The sequence below is a fragment of the Aeromonas sp. S11(2024) genome (genome assembly GCF_041402345.1).
Taxonomy (GTDB): Bacteria; Pseudomonadota; Gammaproteobacteria; order Enterobacterales; family Aeromonadaceae; genus Aeromonas; species Aeromonas veronii.
Map to the genome: position 1 here is coordinate 1 of NZ_JBGLRC010000005.1, position 17167 is coordinate 17167.

Genomic DNA, 17167 nt, shown 5'->3' on the forward strand with positions numbered 1-17167 from the left:
GCCGCGCCAGTAGATATTGGGGTCGTAGGCCGGGTTGGTCAGCGCGGCTGTGCCCAGCGGAATCTTTGTGTTGAACTCCTGGGCGTTGAGCATCACCTCGCGCACCCGCGCTGCTTTCTCCTTGTCGGCGACCTCTGCCCAGAGCGGGCTCCACCCTTCCGGGCCACGGCCGCGGGCGGTCAGCAATTTGCCGACGCAGCCGTTGCCGTCAGCAACATCCCCCTGAGCAATCTGACGATCGTAATAGAAGCCTGATGCCTCATCGAACATGCAACTGTTGATGTAACCAGCCAGCTGGGTCGCGCCATCGCGGTAGCGGCTCGCGTCGTTCGGCTTGCCAAGCAGGTCGGCCATGTCTGCCAGAATGCGTTTCTCTTTGGCGAGGAAGGCGTTGAGCTCCACTGACTCCTGATCGATGGAGAAACCGATCAAATCGCCATTGTCCTGATGGTTTTCAAAGAAGGCGACGTTCCAGTCCTGACGTGCCTTGGCCAAATCTCCGTCATAAGTCTTGTCGGCATAGCGTTGCAGCTGGCCCGGCTCGATAAAGCCGAAGCGGGCGGCGTTGTCCATGCCTGACTCCCAACCGGCGCCGTGCTGGGCACCGATATCCATGTCGCTGTAACCGCCCACGTTCAACACCTGTTGATAGAGCGGCATTCCGGCGCAGGCATACCAGCCATCCCCCTCACTGGTACAGCTTGAGAGATCCAGCCCGGCGGGAATACCGTTGGAGTACTGCACCTTGAAGGTAATATTGCCGTACTCGTCGTTGTGCTCCACATGCTTGGTGGCGCCATATTCGATGATGCCGTTGCGGTTGTTGTCCCGCGCGCGGTACCACCAGTCGTGGTAGGCCTGCAGCTTGGGATACATCTCGGCGATAAAGGCCTTGTCCTTGGTGGCGCTGTAGATTTCCCAGATGGCCCAGGCGGAGAGGGGCGGCTTGGTGTCGCGCTCGTTCCAGTTGCCGCCATCGCCACCGCGATCCGCCAGCTTGTTGTAGAAGACGGCGTCGATCACCATGCCCGCATCCTGTGGTCGCACCGGATCATCCGGCTGTACTTGATAGTCATACATGGCGCGCACGTTGCTCTTGGCCACCTCAGGGTTGAAGTGTGCCATGGCATAGGCGTGCTTCCAGCTGTCCCAGGCCCAGACGCCGTCGAACCAGCGGGCGGTATTGGAGGGGGTTACCCCGTCGTGGAGGATGGCGCCAGCCGGGGAGCGCCAGTTGCCATTGAGGGTCTCCATCGCCTTGACGGCGATGCGACGCTCCGACTCGGGGATACCCTGATTGGAGAGACCCTTGGCAAGGTAGTCCTCCCAGCGGCGGATGGAGTCGGCAAAATAGCTGGCCGGGTTGGCCAGCAGGGCCTGACGGCTCTGCTGATGGCGGCTGGCGTCATCTGCGGAGTGGAGATAGCTCTGCAGGGTGTAGATATCCTCGCTCCCCTTGGCGGCCAGGGTAATGCTGGCGTCGCTTTGGTAGCCCAGTATCTTCTGGTCGAGGGTGGTGCGGCTTGGCAGGGTGCGGTCGATGCGATAGCGGGCGCTGCCGCTCTGCATGATGTTCCAGGTGCTGCGCAGTTTGCCGAACTGGAATTCGATTCCTTTGTCGCTCTCGCTGATGGTGCGAGTCCAGCCTGGATATTTGCTGGCAATCGTATCCTTGGCATCCCATTGATTGAGCAACTCGCCCTGCCAGTTGAGGTTGAGGGTGAGCGGTGCATCGGTCTGATTGATGAGTCGGGTGCGGATAAGAGCGGTGCGGGCATCGCCATAACGCAGCTCCAGCTCCAGCGTGAAGGGCTCGAACTCGAAGCGTTGCACCAGCGCACCGGGAATGGCGTACACCTCCTGCTTGCGGGCGCTGGTGAGCGGGAACGGGCGGCCGCTCGCATCGCTCAGGGTGAGCTTGTCCAGCTCGCTGGCAAAGAAGAGGCTGTACTCCTCGGAGATGACCATGGGGCCGGTAAAGCCCCCCCACTCCTTGTCGCTGGCAGGCAGCAGGAAACCGTGCCATGCCCCCAGATCGAGCAGCGGGTTGTATTTGAGGTTGGAGTAGCTGTCAAAGTCGCGGAATTGGGTCGGTGTTCCCCGACGGTCGATCACGTCCTTGTACTGGATGGCCAGCTCCGGTTTGGCGACTGTGCTGCTCTCTGTCTGGTTATCGTTGCAGGCGGTCAGTCCGAACAGGGCGGTGCCGAGGGCTACCGAGAGTAAAGTTTTACGAAAAATTTCTCGCTCCAATTCCGTTTATGTAGGTTAAAAGGAAGATTTTTTACGCTTATTTTTAGTGAAAATGTGTTCGGTAGCCATTGTATGGCAAGGGGAAAGGGAGCGTTGGCGCGAGATCACACTCTGAAGAGGCGGCAATGTGAGCGGGTTCACCGGGTTACATCAGGTTACATAGAATGGTCTTTAAGTAATATTTTACTTGTCATTGCTCGCCAATCTGGCAGGGCAGGTGTGCAGGTATTGGTGGGGTGTCAGGCCGAACTCCTGTTTGAAGCGGGCGGCAAAACGGCTGGGGGAGTCATAACCGCAGGCGAGGGCGACCTCCAGCGGGGTTAGGCCCTGTTGCAACAGGTTGAGGGCGTGGCTCATGCGCACCTGAGCCAGCAACTGGCGAAAGCTGCGACCTTCGGCGGCCAGCTTGCGCACCATGGAGGCGCGGCTCATGGAGAAGTGGGGGGCCACCGCCTCCAGGGTGTGGTCGATTCCGGGTTCCACCGCCAGGTAGCGTGCCAGCCGCTCTGCGAGGGTCATGGTGCTGGCGGGAAAGAGCAATCCGAGGGCGTTGGCGGCCCGCAGTTCGGCATAGAAGCCGCGCAGCAGTTCGGCCTGTGTTGCTTCGCTCAGTCCCCGTTCGGCCATGGTACTGATGAGCTCAAAGCAGAAGGCGAGCCCGGGGGTGACCTTGACAGCGGGTTCCTCCAGATCGGCGTGGGAAGGGGATGACTCGGCCAGCCACTCCGGCGGTGGTGGAGTCAGCAGCGTGATGGCGTGGGAGCGAAACTTGCCCTGCTCCGGCTGATTGACGAAGGTGAGCTGGTGGCCTGCCGGGATCAGCAGCCACCGCTCCCTGTCAAACGACAGACGCCGCTCGCGCCACCACAGTTGCTTGCTCCCCTGGGTGACCCAGATGAGGGTCGGGGCGTAGATGAGCACCCGGTGTAGGGGCTGCTGGCGGATCCCGAGATAGTGGCTCTGTTGCAGCAGGGAAGTGCTCATCCGGTTGGCTCCTAGGGGGTGACGAAGGTGGCGGTCAGGGTGGCCTTGCTGAGCGCCATGCTGTTGAGCATGTAGCCTACCATAGCCGGCGGGGTATCAGCCTTTACCTCGAGATCATGGGGCAGGGCCCAGGCGGTGAACTGATAGCGGTGCATGCCGTGACCAGCAGGCGGGCAGGGGCCGCCATAACCCTGGCTGCCAAAGTCGGTGCGGATCTCCAATCCCTGCTTGAGCTTGCCGGAGGCATTGCTGGCCAGCTCGCTCTGGGTGGCAGGCAGGTTAACCACCAGCCAGTGCCACCAACCGCTGCCGGTGGGGGCATCGGGGTCATAGGCGGTGATGGCAACACTCTTGGTGCCTGCCGGCAGATCCTGCCAGCTAAGTTGGGGCGAGTGGTTGTCGCCGCTGCAGCCAAAGCCGTTGAAGCTGAACTGTTTGTCCATCAGCTGGCCTTCGTGAATATCTGTGCTCTTCAGGGTCATGGCAAAGGCTGGCATGGCCGTCAGGCAGAGCAGTGGCAACAGGGCACTCTGTTTGAGCAATTTCATCGGGTGACTCCTCGTGTGGTAACGGGTTCACTTTAGCGAGAGCAGGGCAGAATAATATTGCAGAACGGCTCAAGGTGAGGTCGATTGTTGAGTTAATTGAGCCTTTGAGTGGTTTTTATGGCGATAAGGTAAATAGCAGCCATAAAAAAACCGGCATCAGGGATGCCGGTTTTTTGTTTGACGATAAGAGGTGCGGCTTAGCGCAGGATCATCTCGTCACGGCCCGGGCCGACGGAAACCATCGGAACCGGTACGCCGAGCAGCTCTTCGATACGTAGCACGTACTGCTGGGCCGCTTTGGGCAGCTCTTCGAAGGTGCGGCAGCCGGTGATGTCTTCGCTCCAGCTTTCCATCTGCTCGTAAACCGGCTTCAGGGCAGCGGTTTGCGGCCAAATTGGGTTCTCGGTGTGGGCACCTTCGTAGGCCACGCAGATCTTCAGATCCGGCAGACCGGTCAGGCAGTCCAGCTTGGTCAGTGCCACTTCGGTGGCGGCTTGCAGCTCGACACCGTTCTTGGTGGCGACGGCGTCGAAGTAACCGACATCACGGGGACGGCCAGTGGTAGCGCCGAACTCATTGGTGATCTTGCGGAACTCGTCCTGGTTCTCCATGGCGGTCAGCAGGGTGCCGGTACCGACAGAGGAGCTGAATGCCTTGGCCACAGCGATGACGCGCTCCGGGCGCAGACCCGGCAGACCGCCACCGATACCGGCGTAGGCGCCGGATACGTGGGAGGAGGTCACCCAGGGGTATTCGCCGTAGATCAGGTCACGGCCAGCGCCCAGCTGGGCTTCGAACAGCAGGGTCTTGCCTTCAGCCTGCAGCGCTTTGAGCGGCATGCTGACGTTGCACACTGCGTCGATCCAGGGTGCAGAGACTTCCAGCAGCCAGTCGGCCATCTCCTGGGCAGTCTGGGTGAATTCGAAGGAGGGGTAGATAGCCTTCATCTGCGGCAGTTTCCAGTCCAGCATGAACTGGATGCGCTCGACCAGCACGTCCGGCTGTTTCAGCCAGCCAACCAGGATCGCTTTCTTCATCACGCGATCGCCGTAGGCAGGGGCGATGCCCTGACGGGTGGAGCCATAGGCGCCGTCACCCAGACGTTGCTCTTCCAGGGTATCTTCCAGTGCGTGCAGCGGCAGGCAGAGAGTTGCGCGGTCAGAGATGGCCAGCTTCGGAGTCACGCCGGAGGCTTTGACTTCCTCGAGCTCGACGGTCAGTTTCTCGGGGCTGATCACCATGCCCGGGCCGAGGACAACCAGGCAATCCGGGTTGAATACGCCACTCGGAACCTGGTGCAGCTTGAAGGTGCCAAGGTCGTTGACCACGGTGTGGCCAGCGTTGTTGCCGCCCTGGAAGCGAATGCTGGCGCCAGCTTGACCTGCCAGATAATCCACGATGCGGCCTTTGCCTTCATCACCCCAGTTAGCACCTACGACTACGATAGACGACATGACTCTTTCTCCTAAGACGTTAGGCGTCCATCCTAGGAGCCTGATGCGGATTAGAAAAATTAATTATCTTTATAATTCCGATAAGAGAACCATATAATTATGGACAATTAAGCGGCAAACCGTCCGATTTTTCCTGGCAAGCCCCGCACCTCGCGGGTTGAGGGACTCTTATGCTGGATATTCACTGGCTGCAAACCTTTGTCACTCTGGCCCGATTGCAACATTTTGGTCAGACCGCCACCGAACTGCACATGACCCAGCCCAATGTCAGCCTGCATATCAAACGGCTGGAGCAGGCGACCCGGGTGCGGCTGATCGAGCGCAGTCCGTTTCGCCTGACGCAGGCGGGGGAGCGGCTGCTGCAAAGCGCCGAGCGCACCATCGCCGAGTTGCAGCTCTGCCAGTCCGATCTCAATGCCCTCAACCAGCTGAGTCAGGGGACGCTGGCTATCGCCGCCAGCGACATCATCTCCCGTCTGCTGCTGATCCAGCCGTTCCAGCGCTTCAAGCGGGAGTTTCCCGGCATCGACCTTACCCTGTTCAACACCACTTCGGATCAGGCGGCCGAGCTGGTCAAGGCGGGCAAGGCGGATCTGGGTTTTGTCATGGCGCAAAAGCGCAGCGAACCGCTCTTCTATACCGAGCTGCAACAGGTGACCTGGTGCGCGCTGGGCCACGGCCTTGCCCGCTGGCAGGCGCGGGCGGTGGCGGGAGAGAGCGACCCCCTCGACGAGCCGACCCTGATCCTGCTCGGTCACGACACCCGCACCCGGGCGCTGATCGACCCGTCCCTGCCGCTGCTGGCCTTGCCCCCCTGTCGCATCATGGAGGTGGGTAGCGTGGACGCCCAGCTCGATTGGGCCGAGGCGGGCTTTGGTGTCGCCATCGTGCCGGACTTCTCCCTGCATCCGCGCCTCAACCTCACCGCGCCGGTCACCAGCCTCGGCGATTTTCCCGGGACCAGTCTGGGTTATGTGGTGCGTCAGAATCAGGTGTTATCGCGGGCCATCAAGCAGTTGCTGCACTGGGTGGAGGAGGAGATCCAGAAGCCCAACCCCTATCTGACTCGGGTGATGGAGCCGTAGCGGGGCGGCCAGGTGAACAGGCCTATCGGGGTGACTAAGCCGCCATCAATTGCGTCACTATCGAGCGCATATCAACAATCAGGGCAGCCGAGGCTGCCCTGATGCATTTGTTGGCGCTGACCATTCAGGGTTGCAGCGGTGTGGCTGCGCTGCTGGCAGGGGCGGGAGGCGTGTCGGTTTTATCCTGCTGCGGGGTTTCGCCAGTCACCGCGCTGCTGGCAGGCGGGGTTGCCTGCTCTTGCGGCGCAGTGGCCGCAGAGGCGCTTTGTGGCCATTGAGTTGAAACGGCAGCCGATGGTGATGGAACCGTTGACGCTGCGGCAGAGGGAGCCACTCTTTCCCCCTCGGAGGTCGGCGTAGCAGTGAGCTCGGGGGTGACCTCAAGTGCCTCTTCGGGCAAGGGATTAACCTCTGTGGCTTCTGTTGCCACTGCGGCACTGCTGGTGGCGGTCGCGTCAGAGGGCGCCTCAATGGGCGTTGTCGTCCCGTCGGCGGCACTCACCTGCTCTGTTGTGGGCACCGCTTCCGAGGTCGATGGCGCTGGTGTTAACGGCTCCGGCGTCAGCTGTTCTGCGGTTAACTGCTCGGGGGTCAGTGGCAAGGGGGCTGGCGGTTGATCCGACATCCCCGCATGGAGGGGCAGCTCGGTTTGCGCCTGCAACTGCTCGGGAGTCACCTTGCTAAGAGCGGGATGCAACCGGCTGAACTGTTTGACCCGGGCCAGCAGGGTATCGCGCACGGTACGGACGATGGGGTCCGGCAGGCTGGCCAGCGCCACCAGTTCGGCACTCATTCCGATATTGTTGATGGCGGTGGTCTGCCCCGGATAGAGGTTGGCAGCGATGCGGCTGCGCTGGTAGTAGGGGTGTTGCTTGAGCAGCCTGTCGATCTGCTCCCCTTCGATGGGGATGAGGCGCACCTTGCAGCGGCTGATCAGGTCGCCGACCGCCAGACTGGGGTGACCGGCAACCACAAATGCGGCATCCAGCGAGCCATCGCACAGCCCTTCCAGCGGTTCGCTGTCCGATTTGAGCTCATAGGCAGCAAACTGCCCGGGTTGCCATCCCATGGCTGCCATCAGGGCCTGACTGGTGATCTGCTCACCGGCGCCCTTGTTGCCCGGATAGACCCGCTTCCCTTCGATATCTGCCAGGGTGGTGATGCCGCTATTGGGGGCGGCCAGCAGGGTTAACGATTCCTGATAGAGGCGAAACAGGCTGCGCAGCTCATTGTTGGTCCCCTGCCCGCTGAAGGGGCCGGTGCCGTGCAGGGCGTGGTGCAACACATCGGATTGCACCAGCGCCAGCTGTACGTCCCCCTTGTCGAGTGCCTTGAGGTTGGCCATCGAGCCACGGGTGCTCTGCACGGTGCAGCTGTCCCCATGCAGGGCATGGCCGGCATTGAGCACCCGGCAGATGGCGCCACCGGTCGGGTAGTAGACCCCGTTGAGCGGGCCCGTTCCGATAGTCAGCGCCTGGCTGCCAAAGGGGAGCAGCGCAGAGAGTGCACAGAGGGGGAGCAGAAGGTGATGCAAGATCCGTAGAGACATAATTGACCGTTGACTGAGTTGACCGCTGGCTGATGACACAGTGAAAAAGGGATGGGGCTTGCCCATCCCGTTGCTGGCTGATCAGGGCTTGTTGTTGAGGATTGCCCGCTCCATCCGCGCCAGCGCGTCGGTCAGCCGTGCCCTGGTGCAGCCGAAGTTGAGCCGCACGAACTGACCGTCGCCAAACTGGGCGCCGGGGGAGAGACCAACGCCGGCCTGCTCGAAGAAGGCGATGGGATCGGCAAGGCCAAGGGCGCTGACATCAATCCAGGCCAGATACGTCGCCTGATGGTTGGCCAGCTTGACGCCGGGCCAGCGGGCAACCGCCTGCTGGAGCAGGGCCAGATTGGCTGCCAGATAGTCGAGCTGCTCGGTCAGCCACTGTTCGCCACCCTCATAGGCCGCTTCGGCGGCGACAAAGCCCAGCAGGTTGACGTCGGCGCTGATGCCGCGCATCGCCTGTTGCAGCCTGAAGCGTAGACGGGCGTTGGGGATAATGGCGAAGGAGCAGCAGAGACCGGCGATATTGAAGGTCTTGCTCGGGGCCATCATCACCGCGCAGCGCTCGGCCGCTTGCGCACTGATGGCGCCGTAGGGAATGTGGCGGGCGTTTTTATCCAGCAGCAGATCGCAGTGGATTTCATCGGAGCAGATCACCAGATTGTGGCGCGCGGCGATAGCATCGATGGCCAGCAGCTCGTCACGGGTGAAGATGGTGCCGCCCGGGTTGTGGGGGTTGCAGAGCAGCAGCAGATCTGCGGCGGGAGCCTGACGCTCAAGCTCTGCCAGATCCAGCACCCAACGACCGGCTTCTTCAATCATCGGCACGGTGAGCAGGGGACGATCATTGAAGCCCGGCGCCTGCAGGAAGGGGTAGTAGACCGGCTTGGGGGTGATGATACCGCGGCCATGCTGGCTCCACGCCTTGCAGGCAAGGTTGAGCCCCGGCACCACGCCCGGCAGGAACACCAGCCATTCGGGCTCGATGGCCCAGCCATAGCGGGTCGCCATCCGTTCGATAATGAGTTCGATCAGGCGCGGCGAGGGGCGTGAATAGCCGAAAATGCCGTGGGCAACCCGTTTGGTCAACGCCTCAATCACGGACGGGGGGGAGACAAAGTCGGTATCGGCAACCCACATGGGCAGCACATCCTGACCCTTGTACTTGTCCCATTTCAGGCTCATGGTGCCACTGCGGTCTACTTCCTGATCAAAATCAAACATGCGAACTCCTTGTGCTGGCAGGATGGGCTTTCACTCTACGGGGTCGCGGCCTCCCTCGCAAGGCGCACACCTGCTTATGCCATCCTTGAGCCCGCTCTTGATAGTGACATAAGATAGGCGCCGAATTTTCATACGGCTGCCGTCCGTTAGCCCGTATCGTCCCTCCAATCAGTGGTAACCCTATGAGCTTGTCGATAGCGGCGGTCAAACGCCCGGACCCCGTCTCTCTTTCATTTCTTGCCGTGACCTTTATGACCGGCGTCGCGGTGGCACTGCAGGTGCCTACCTTAAGTCTGTTTCTGGCCGAGGAGGTGCAGGTGCGCCCCTTTCTGGTCGGGCTCTTCTATACCATCAACGCTGTGGTGGGCATTCTGGTCAGCCAGTGGCTGGGCCATCGCTCCGACAACAAGGGGGATCGCAAGCGACTGATCCTGCGCTGCTGTTTTGCCGGGGTGGCGCTCTCCCTGCTGTTTGCCTGGAACCGCAACTACTGGCTGCTGGCGAGTCTGGGGGTGATGCTGGCGGCGCTGGCGGCCACTGCCAGTCCCCAGCTGTTTGCGCTGGCGCGGGAGTATTCTGACAGCCGCAACCGGCGGGCGGACATGTTCAGCTCGGTGATGCGGGCCCAGTTTTCGCTGGCCTGGGTCATAGGCCCACCCATCGCCTTCGCGCTGGCCATCGGCTACGGCTTCGAGCTGATGTACTTGGCCTCGGCACTGGCCTATCTGCTCTGTGCCCTGGTGGTGTGGCGCTGGCTCCCCTCTCTGCCTTTGCCCAAGATGGCTGAAGAGACAGAGCGGGTCAGCAGCTGGCGGGATCCGGCGGTGCGGGCACTCTTTATCGCCTCAACCCTGATGTGGACCTGCAACAGCATGTACCTCATCAATATGCCGCTTTACATCACTCGCGAGCTCGGGATGGATGAGAAGCTTGCCGGTATCCTGATGGGCACGGCAGCGGCGCTGGAGATCCCCTTCATGCTGCTGGCGGGTTACTACACGGCGCGCTTTGGCAAGCGCCCCATGATGTTGCTGGCGGTGCTCGCTGGCGCGGCCTTTTACACAGGTCTGGTGACCCTCACCGACCAATATGCCCTGATCGCCTTGCAGCTGTTCAACGCCATCTTCATCGGTATCGTGGCGGGGATCGGCATGTCTTACTTTCAGGATCTGATGCCGGGGAGAGCCGGGGTGGCGACTACCCTGTTTGCCAACAGCATCCGCACCGGATCCATCATGGCGGGGGCCATCGCCGGGGTGGTGGCGGAGGTGTGGAGTTTCCACGGGGTCTTTATGGTGGCGCTGGGATTGGCGCTGGTGGCACTGGCCGCCAGCTGGCGGGTGCCCAATGTCTGACGGGGGATCTGGCTGTTATTTATCGTGCTGGGACTGGGCGTGCGGGAGCGGCGATGACTCGCCCTGATATTCGTTGCGCAGGCAGCGCAGCAGCAGCTCGGTCGCAGGGCCGAGAGATTCGGGGGAGAGGGTCAGCAGATAGGTGTAGAGGTGGCGTTCGTTGCCGCTTTCCAGATCCAGCTGTATGAGCGAACCTTCCGCCAGCTCCCGCTCAACCAGATGGCGCGGCAGCCAGGCATAGCCGAGGCCAAGGCGCAGCATGGCGAGCACTTCGTGGTAGTGGGTTGCCTTCCAGCCGGTGTCATCCGCATCGTTCCAGTCCACCGAGCGGTGAATGGGGGGATGAAGGCTGATCTGGTTGTGGCTGGTCAGCACGTCGCTGCGGATGGGCCCCTCCTCCTGTGCCAGCGGATGGTTGGCGGCGCAGAGGGGCAGCAGGCACACCTCGTCCAGCAGCAGACCGGTGCGATCGCCGGGCAGGTGCTCGGAGAGCATCAGATCCCCCGGTTGCAGGGCGTTGAAGTGGCAGTGAATGCGTTCGTGCAGGTTGACCCGGCAACCCCGGCTGCGGGGATAGAAGCTGGCCAGCGCCCGATAGAGGCGATCCCTTGGCTGCAGCGCCGAGACATAGAGGTTGATCTGCGGCTCCCACTGCCGCTCCAGGTTGTTGGCCAGATTCTCCAGCTCTTCCACCTGCTGGCTCAACTGACGGGCCCGCTTGAGGAAGATCTCGCCCGCCGGCGTCAGCACCGCCTTGCGGCCGCGCACCTCCAGCAAGGGCACCCCCAGACTCTGCTGCAACTTCGCAACCGCATGATTGAGGGAGGACTGGCTCTTGTTCAGCGCCTCGGCCGCCTGGGCGTAGCCGCCGCAGTCGACCACCGCCTGAAAGATCCGCCATTGCTCAAACGTGCTCTTGGGACGAAACATAGTTCAACCTGATTGGAGATAGGATGGTCAGTGGTTCGAACAGGGAGCCTGTGCCCCCTATTCAATTTAACCCCTGCCGCACAACACTCTGGGTATTTTATTGATTTATTTGGGCTGGGCCACGCAACTTGTTTATTTTGGCTGAGCCACAAAGGTCTGGCCGGTTTTGCCGCGGCTGTCCGACCCCATCAGGTAGAGGTAGAGCGGCATCAGGTCGGCCGGAGTCTTGAGGTTCATGGGATCTTCCGCCGGGAAGGCGCTGGCGCGCATCTTGGTACGGGTACCGCCCGGATTGAGGGTATTGACCCGCACACCGGTGTTCTCAAGCTCGTCGGCCAACACTTCCATCATCCCCTCGATGGCGAACTTGGAGATGGCATAGGTGCCCCAGTAGGCGCGCCCCTTGCGCCCCACGCTGGAGGAGGTGTAGACGATGGAGGCATCGCCCTGCGTCTTGGCGGTCTGGCGCAGCAGCGGCAGCAGCGCCTGGGTCAGCAGGAATTCCGATTTGACGTTGACCTGCATCACCTCATCCCACTCCTTCTCCTGAATGTGTTCAAACGGAGAGAGGGTGCCAAGCAGACCGGCGTTGAACAGCACGCCGTCGAGGCGGCCAAACTGCTGGGCGAAGGTTTCGGCCATGCCGCGGTAGTGGGCGGCGGTGGCCCCTTTCAGATCCACCGGCACGATGGCGGGCAGCGGATAACCGGCCGCTTCAATCTGGTCATACACGGCTTCGAGTTTGGCGCTGGTGCGGCCGAGCAGGATCACGGTGGCACCGTGAGCGGCGTAGGTGAGGGCGGCTTCGCGGCCGATCCCGTCGCCGGCACCGGTGACCAGAATGACTTTATCCTTGAGCAGATCGCGGGGCGCCTGATAATCGAGCATGACAACTCCTGTTAACAAATTCCGGCCATAAGTGCATGGCAATCGGCGCCAAGTGTACTGATCCGCGCGCCTGTTTGACCAGCCAGCGGCAAGAAAAATGTGAAGAAAATAGAGAGGTTGTGATGCTCGGGTTGGTTTTTCCGGGCACTGGCTGCGATTTTTTGCGCGCCTCCATCAAACTCCCTAGAATGTGACGAAAACCGATCCATTCTGGAGTCCATCGTGACATTTCTGACCGAATATGGCCTGTTTCTGGCCAAGACAGTGACCTTCCTGCTGGCCATCGGCGCCATCATCCTGATGATTGTGAGCACTCGCCAGCCGAAAGCGCGCAAGGGTGAGCTGGTGGTGACCGATCTCTCGAGCGAGCTGGAGCAGGGGCAATTTGCGCTTAAGAGCGCGCTCGCCAGCAAGGCCGAGCGCAAGGTGATGGAAAAGCAGCAGAAAGAGGAGCAGAAAAAACGCGCCAAAGCGGGGGATGAGCGCAGTCGCCTGTTCGTGCTCGATTTCAACGGCAGCATGGATGCCAAAGAGGTGACCTCCCTGCGCGAGGAGGTGAGCGCGGTGATTGGCGTCGCCCAGCCCGGCGACGAGGTGCTGCTGCGACTCGAATCCGGTGGCGGCGTGGTGCATGGCTATGGCTTGGCCGCTTCCCAGTTGCAGCGACTGCGCGATCGTGACATCAAGCTCACCGTGGCTATCGATAAGGTGGCGGCGAGCGGCGGCTACATGATGGCCTGTGTGGCGGACAAGATCCTGGCTGCCCCCTTTGCCATCGTCGGCTCCATCGGGGTGATCGCCCAGCTGCCGAACTTCAACAAGTTGTTGAAAAAGCATGACATCGAATTCGAGATGCACACCGCTGGACAGTACAAGCGCACCATCACCATGTTCGGCGAGAACGATGATCTGGGGCGCGAGAAGTTTCGCGAGGAGCTGGCGGCGATCCACGAGCGCTTCAAGGCCTTTGTGGCCGAACATCGCCCGCAACTCGATATCGATCAGGTCACGACTGGTGAACACTGGCTGGCGAGTCAGGCCAAGGGGCTGGGGTTGGTGGATACCCTCTGCACCAGCGATGACTACCTGCTGGCGCAGGCCAGCCACCACAAGGTGATCGGCATCAGCTATCGCAAGCCAAAAAGCCTGACCCAGAAGCTGGGGCAGCAGGGTGCGCAGGCGCTGGAAGCCGGACTGGGGCGTCTTTGGCAGCAGAGCCCCTGGCGCTAAGCCTGGCCCTCTGGCTATAGCCAGAGGGAAATCCCGCGATAAAAAGGCCAGTCGATGCCCATCGGCTGGCCTTTTTGCATCCGGTTGCACCTTGTCGGTGAGCGAGGGTTGTTTCTATTGAGGCCCTCTGTTACAACTGAATGCTTTCCCCGTTTATGACAGGATCTTGTGGTAAGAGCTGCGGGGCATGGAGCAAAGCGATGTCATGGAGCACCTTCAGGCAATTTACTCCGCTGGTCTGGATCGTCATTCTGGGCACCTTTATGGTGCGTACCAGCTACTACATGGTGTGGCCCTTCCTCTCCATTCTGCTCTATCGGGAGTATGACCTTTCGGCCACCTTCATCGGCCTGTTGCTGGGGGGCTCAATGGCCCTCTCTACCCTGGTCAGCTTTTACGGCGGCTGGCTCTCTGATCGCTTCGGGCGGCGCAGCATACTGCTGGCCGGTTGTCTGGTGGCGATGATCTGTTTCGGCCTGCTAGGTTTTTCGCACGAGGTGTTCTGGCTCGGAGTCGGGGTGATGGGCAGCGGCCTCTCGTCAGGGCTCATCGATGCCCCCGGCAAGGCGCTGATGGCCGACAGTCTGGCCTCGGCCAAGGCGCGGGAGTTGGCACTGCACCTGCGCTATTTTCTGCTCAACCTGGGAGCCGCGTTGGGGCCGCTGCTCGGGGTGACCCTCGGGATCAACGCCCAGCAGGAGACCTTCCTGTTTCTGGTGGTGAGCTATTTGCTGCTAGCGCTGGCCTTTGGCTGGGGATTTCGCCGGGCTGGCAGCACAGGCAAGCCGGGTGCTGCTGGCCCCGGACTGCGGGATGCCATCAAGGTGTTGCTGGCGGATCGCGCCTTCCTGCTGCTGGTGATGGCCAATCTCCTGATGGTGCTGGTCTACTCCCAGTTTCACTCGCCGCTGGTGCAGTACCTGACCCGGGCCGGTATGCCACAGGTGGCCGAGCTGGTGGCCCTGCTGGTGGCGACCAACGCCCTGACCGTGGTGCTGCTGCAATTTCCGTTGCTGCGCTTGTTGTCACGCTGGCCGGTGCGGGTGCGGCTTCATATCGGCATGGCGCTCTTTCTGGCGGCCCAGCTGCTCTTCGCGCTGGGGGACCCGATGGTGCGCAGCCACTGGTTTGGCGCCGTGCTGTTGCTCAGCATCGGCGAGACCATCCTCTTCCCCCTGCTCAACGTGCTGATCGACCAGATGGCTCCTACCCACCTCAAGGGGAGCTACTTTGGTGCCAGCGCACTGGCCGGGTTGGGAGGGGCCGCAGGTGCCTTGCTGGGAGGCTGGATCCTCGAGCAGTGGAGCGGTCAGTGGCTCTATGTGCTGATGGCGCTGCTTTGTGTGGCGATTTTTGCGCTCTATGAGTGGGGGGCCAGAGTACAGCGTCCCGCTGTGGCCTCGTCTGTGGTTGAGCGGAGCTGACCCGGTAAATGCGGGGATCTGTGATGCTGAATGTTCAGTGCGTGCTACCCGGCGTCTTCTCTTTGAGCGCCTTCTTGGCTGCGTACATCCTCTCGTCGGCGAGCCGGATCAGGTTTAGCCCGTCGTCGTAGTGCTCCGGCCCGGTCTGCACTATGCCGATACTGAGGGTGAGATCGCCCAGCTGCTCCTTGACGGTGTTGATCAATCGTTTGAGATAGATATCCCGCGCCTGACTCTCGTTGCAGTTGGGCAGGATCAGGCAGAACTCATCTCCCCCATAACGAAAGCAGCTGTCTTCGGCGCGAAAGACCTGACGGATGCAGTGGCCGACGATGCGCAGGATCTCGTCTCCGCGCTGGTGACCTTCGGTATCGTTGATTTGCTTGAAGTTGTCGATATCGAGATAGGCGATGGCCATGGGTTCGGCACGGCGCTGACAGGTGCGCAGGCTTAGCAGCAACAGCTCGTTGAGGTGGCGAACGTTGAGCAATCCGGTCAGAGCATCGGTGCGGTTCAGCTCCTCCAGTTGTTTGGTACGCTCGCGTACTTTCTGCTCCAGACTCTTGGCATAGTTCTCAGACTTCTCTCTGGATGACTCTATTTCCGATACCAGACTGCGAATGTAGGTTTCGAAGACCAGAGTGATGTCAAACAGAAAGAGTTTGTCCAGTGCGGCCAGCATGACGAGACGCTCCGGTTCATCGTGGATCTGCTCGAACATATCCTCGATCAGCAGAGCTTTGAGGGTGTTGATGGCGGCCAGATAGAGCTTGGGTTCGACCCCGATCCGCTTGTGAACCAGCCCGATCCGCAGCCGGTTGTTGACGTACTCCAGATCGTAATGGCCGCTGAAGAGATCGAGCACATAGCGCCGTTGCGCGGTGCGCAACCTGATGAGGGTGTCGGCATCCCCGATCAGCAGGGCGATTTCGGTGATGGCGGTCTGCTGCTGGTAGAAGCGATCCACCAGGGCATCGATCCGTGGTTCTATTTTGCTGCAATAACTTGCCAGCCGTGCCACATCCTGTTCATTGAGTAGCAATAACTCCTTGCGATGGGCAATCTCGAAGTCGGTGATCCTCATCTGCTCAAGCAGGGTCTGTTCGGTCGGATTCATCGTCGTCCTCGGTTTATTACTGGGCGTTACGCTGTCCGTGAGGTGGGACAAACAAGCAGGTGTAGCAACTGATAGTGTAGTCAGTGAGACTGGCGGCGCGTGCAATGCCCCCGTATGGCGGGGGCCATGGAGGGTCAGATGAGGGCTAAAGGGGCAAGAGATCCGGAGGGGGAGGTCAGAACGTCAGCACCTTGTCGGCCGCCAGGGTCCATTGGGCCAGCATCGGCAGGGTGCCGACCTCAATGCCCTCGATCAGCGGCAGGGCGGTAATGCCACGGGCATCGGTGCAGGTCTTGCACAGGCGAATGGTGACGCCTTGCGCCAGCAGGATCTCCAGCATCTGGCGCAGGTTGTACCCTTCGGCCGGAGCCTGACCGGCCAGCGCTGCACTCACCGCATCGGACATCAGGAACAGCTTCAGGCTGGCACCACCCTGTTCGTTGAGGGCGATAGCGAGACGTAGGGCGTTGAACAGGGATTCGCTGCCGTAGGGGGCACCGTTGGCAATGACCACAATTTGTTGATTCATAACAGACTCCCGATTGGAAAGAGCGCCATTGTAGAACCAACAGGGTGGCAATTGCGTGATGTCGCACAACTTCTGTCGCACCTTTTTCCCACTTGCTTGACCCTGCTGCCGATCGAGGTTTTTATGGTCAGCTCGCAAACAAGACCGGATGAATCGAGATGTGGAAAGTATTGGGAGCTGGCTTGCTGCTATTGGCGGGTCAGGCCTTTGGCAGTGAGGCGGTCGGTTGCAAGGCTCGTCTGCAGGCCGTCAACGACCAGCTGGTGTTTGCCAAAGCACACAACAATGCCGGGCAGATTGCCGGGCTGGAACAGGCAGCGCGCAATATCAAGGCCAACTGTACCGATGAAGGTCTGCTTAAGGAGCAGAAAGAGCGGGTTAACAAACTGCGCGGCGAGGTGGACGAGCGCCTGCTCGAGTTGCAGGAGGCGAGAGTCAGTGGCAAACCGGAGAAGATTGCCAAGCGGCAGGCCAGGCTGGAGGAGTCCCAGACCCGGATGCTGGAGGCCCAGCGGGAGCTGGACAAACTGATCCGGCTGGTCGGCAAGTGATGCCCAGCCGCTGAACGCAGGATCAAAAAAGGCCGATTGCTCGGCC

General features: G+C 61.0%; 15 protein-coding genes. 5 read left to right on the forward strand and 10 right to left on the reverse strand.

Annotated features, from left to right (window positions below; all coding sequences use genetic code 11):
- The 4 genes from ygjK to ACB040_RS06040 all read right to left on the reverse strand — a co-directional run.
- The coding region (gene ygjK, locus ACB040_RS06025) for an alpha-glucosidase (protein ID WP_371153775.1) at positions 1-2241 on the reverse strand (2241 nt) is incomplete at its 3' end.
- 195 nt (positions 2242-2436) lie between these two features.
- Complete coding sequence (locus tag ACB040_RS06030) at positions 2437-3237, reverse strand: AraC family transcriptional regulator (protein ID WP_204382088.1); 801 nt, start codon at positions 3235-3237, stop codon at positions 2437-2439.
- A gap of 11 nt (positions 3238-3248) precedes the next feature.
- Complete coding sequence (locus tag ACB040_RS06035; protein WP_204382087.1) at positions 3249-3785, reverse strand: YbhB/YbcL family Raf kinase inhibitor-like protein; 537 nt, start codon at positions 3783-3785, stop codon at positions 3249-3251.
- A gap of 197 nt (positions 3786-3982) precedes the next feature.
- The gene (locus ACB040_RS06040) at positions 3983-5239 is read right to left on the reverse strand and encodes an adenylosuccinate synthetase (protein WP_005362191.1); all 1257 of its coding nucleotides are present in this window, start codon (positions 5237-5239) and stop codon (positions 3983-3985) included.
- 170 nt (positions 5240-5409) lie between these two features.
- On the opposite strand from ACB040_RS06040, the gene ACB040_RS06045 reads away from it, so the two are divergent.
- Positions 5410-6324, forward strand: a complete 915-nt coding sequence (locus ACB040_RS06045) for a LysR family transcriptional regulator (protein ID WP_005353868.1) — start codon at positions 5410-5412, stop codon at positions 6322-6324.
- 124 nt (positions 6325-6448) lie between these two features.
- Here ACB040_RS06045 and ACB040_RS06050 read toward each other — a convergent pair whose 3' ends face one another.
- Positions 6449-7873: a TAXI family TRAP transporter solute-binding subunit gene (locus ACB040_RS06050; RefSeq protein ID WP_338772238.1), complete on the reverse strand. Its 1425-nt coding sequence runs from the start codon at positions 7871-7873 to the stop codon at positions 6449-6451.
- 81 nt (positions 7874-7954) lie between these two features.
- A complete protein-coding gene (locus ACB040_RS06055; RefSeq protein WP_193860206.1) occupies positions 7955-9097 on the reverse strand; it encodes a MalY/PatB family protein in 1143 nt (380 codons plus the stop codon).
- A gap of 182 nt (positions 9098-9279) precedes the next feature.
- Here ACB040_RS06055 and ACB040_RS06060 point away from each other — a divergent pair, with 182 nt between their 5' ends.
- Positions 9280-10452: an MFS transporter gene (locus ACB040_RS06060; protein ID WP_005334914.1), complete on the forward strand. Its 1173-nt coding sequence runs from the start codon at positions 9280-9282 to the stop codon at positions 10450-10452.
- A gap of 15 nt (positions 10453-10467) precedes the next feature.
- Here the strand turns inward: ACB040_RS06060 and ACB040_RS06065 are convergent, their stop codons facing one another.
- Complete coding sequence (locus ACB040_RS06065) at positions 10468-11382, reverse strand: LysR family transcriptional regulator (protein WP_338772235.1); 915 nt, start codon at positions 11380-11382, stop codon at positions 10468-10470.
- Between the two features lie 132 nt (positions 11383-11514).
- Positions 11515-12270 carry a YciK family oxidoreductase gene (locus tag ACB040_RS06070; protein WP_040069067.1) on the reverse strand — a complete coding sequence of 252 codons (756 nt, stop codon included), beginning with the start codon at positions 12268-12270 and terminating at the stop codon, positions 11515-11517.
- 222 nt (positions 12271-12492) lie between these two features.
- On the opposite strand from ACB040_RS06070, the gene sohB reads away from it, so the two are divergent.
- Entirely contained in the window at positions 12493-13500 is a 1008-nt protein-coding gene (gene sohB, locus ACB040_RS06075) for a protease SohB (protein WP_204382083.1), read from the forward strand.
- A gap of 200 nt (positions 13501-13700) precedes the next feature.
- Entirely contained in the window at positions 13701-14924 is a 1224-nt protein-coding gene (locus ACB040_RS06080; RefSeq protein WP_338772232.1) for an MFS transporter, read from the forward strand.
- A 34-nt stretch (positions 14925-14958) separates the two neighbouring features.
- Here the strand turns inward: ACB040_RS06080 and ACB040_RS06085 are convergent, their stop codons facing one another.
- Together ACB040_RS06085 and ACB040_RS06090 are read right to left on the reverse strand one after the other, a co-directional pair.
- Complete coding sequence (locus ACB040_RS06085) at positions 14959-16041, reverse strand: diguanylate cyclase (RefSeq protein WP_123172560.1); 1083 nt, start codon at positions 16039-16041, stop codon at positions 14959-14961.
- Between the two features lie 175 nt (positions 16042-16216).
- A complete protein-coding gene (locus ACB040_RS06090; RefSeq protein WP_005334901.1) occupies positions 16217-16570 on the reverse strand; it encodes a DsrE/DsrF/TusD sulfur relay family protein in 354 nt (117 codons plus the stop codon).
- 158 nt (positions 16571-16728) lie between these two features.
- On the opposite strand from ACB040_RS06090, the gene ACB040_RS06095 reads away from it, so the two are divergent.
- Complete coding sequence (locus tag ACB040_RS06095) at positions 16729-17121, forward strand: DUF1090 domain-containing protein (RefSeq protein ID WP_005334898.1); 393 nt, start codon at positions 16729-16731, stop codon at positions 17119-17121.
- Positions 17122-17167: the final 46 nt, after the last annotated feature.

Bases quoted from the DNA above. Each gene is read 5' to 3' on its own strand.
- ACB040_RS06080 (WP_338772232.1), top strand. From the start codon at position 13,701: ATGTCATGGAGCACCTTCAGGCAATTTACTCCGCTGGTCTGGATCGTC.
- ACB040_RS06030 (WP_204382088.1), bottom strand. From the start codon at position 3,237: ATGAGCACTTCCCTGCTGCAACAGAGCCACTATCTCGGGATCCGCCAG.
- ACB040_RS06070 (WP_040069067.1), bottom strand. From the start codon at position 12,270: ATGCTCGATTATCAGGCGCCCCGCGATCTGCTCAAGGATAAAGTCATT.
- ACB040_RS06090 (WP_005334901.1), bottom strand. From the start codon at position 16,570: ATGAATCAACAAATTGTGGTCATTGCCAACGGTGCCCCCTACGGCAGC.
- ACB040_RS06085 (WP_123172560.1), bottom strand. From the start codon at position 16,041: ATGAATCCGACCGAACAGACCCTGCTTGAGCAGATGAGGATCACCGAC.
- ACB040_RS06035 (WP_204382087.1), bottom strand. From the start codon at position 3,785: ATGAAATTGCTCAAACAGAGTGCCCTGTTGCCACTGCTCTGCCTGACG.
- ACB040_RS06050 (WP_338772238.1), bottom strand. From the start codon at position 7,873: ATGTCTCTACGGATCTTGCATCACCTTCTGCTCCCCCTCTGTGCACTC.
- ACB040_RS06045 (WP_005353868.1), top strand. From the start codon at position 5,410: ATGCTGGATATTCACTGGCTGCAAACCTTTGTCACTCTGGCCCGATTG.
- ACB040_RS06060 (WP_005334914.1), top strand. From the start codon at position 9,280: ATGAGCTTGTCGATAGCGGCGGTCAAACGCCCGGACCCCGTCTCTCTT.
- ACB040_RS06055 (WP_193860206.1), bottom strand. From the start codon at position 9,097: ATGTTTGATTTTGATCAGGAAGTAGACCGCAGTGGCACCATGAGCCTG.
- ACB040_RS06040 (WP_005362191.1), bottom strand. From the start codon at position 5,239: ATGTCGTCTATCGTAGTCGTAGGTGCTAACTGGGGTGATGAAGGCAAA.
- ACB040_RS06095 (WP_005334898.1), top strand. From the start codon at position 16,729: ATGTGGAAAGTATTGGGAGCTGGCTTGCTGCTATTGGCGGGTCAGGCC.
- ACB040_RS06065 (WP_338772235.1), bottom strand. From the start codon at position 11,382: ATGTTTCGTCCCAAGAGCACGTTTGAGCAATGGCGGATCTTTCAGGCG.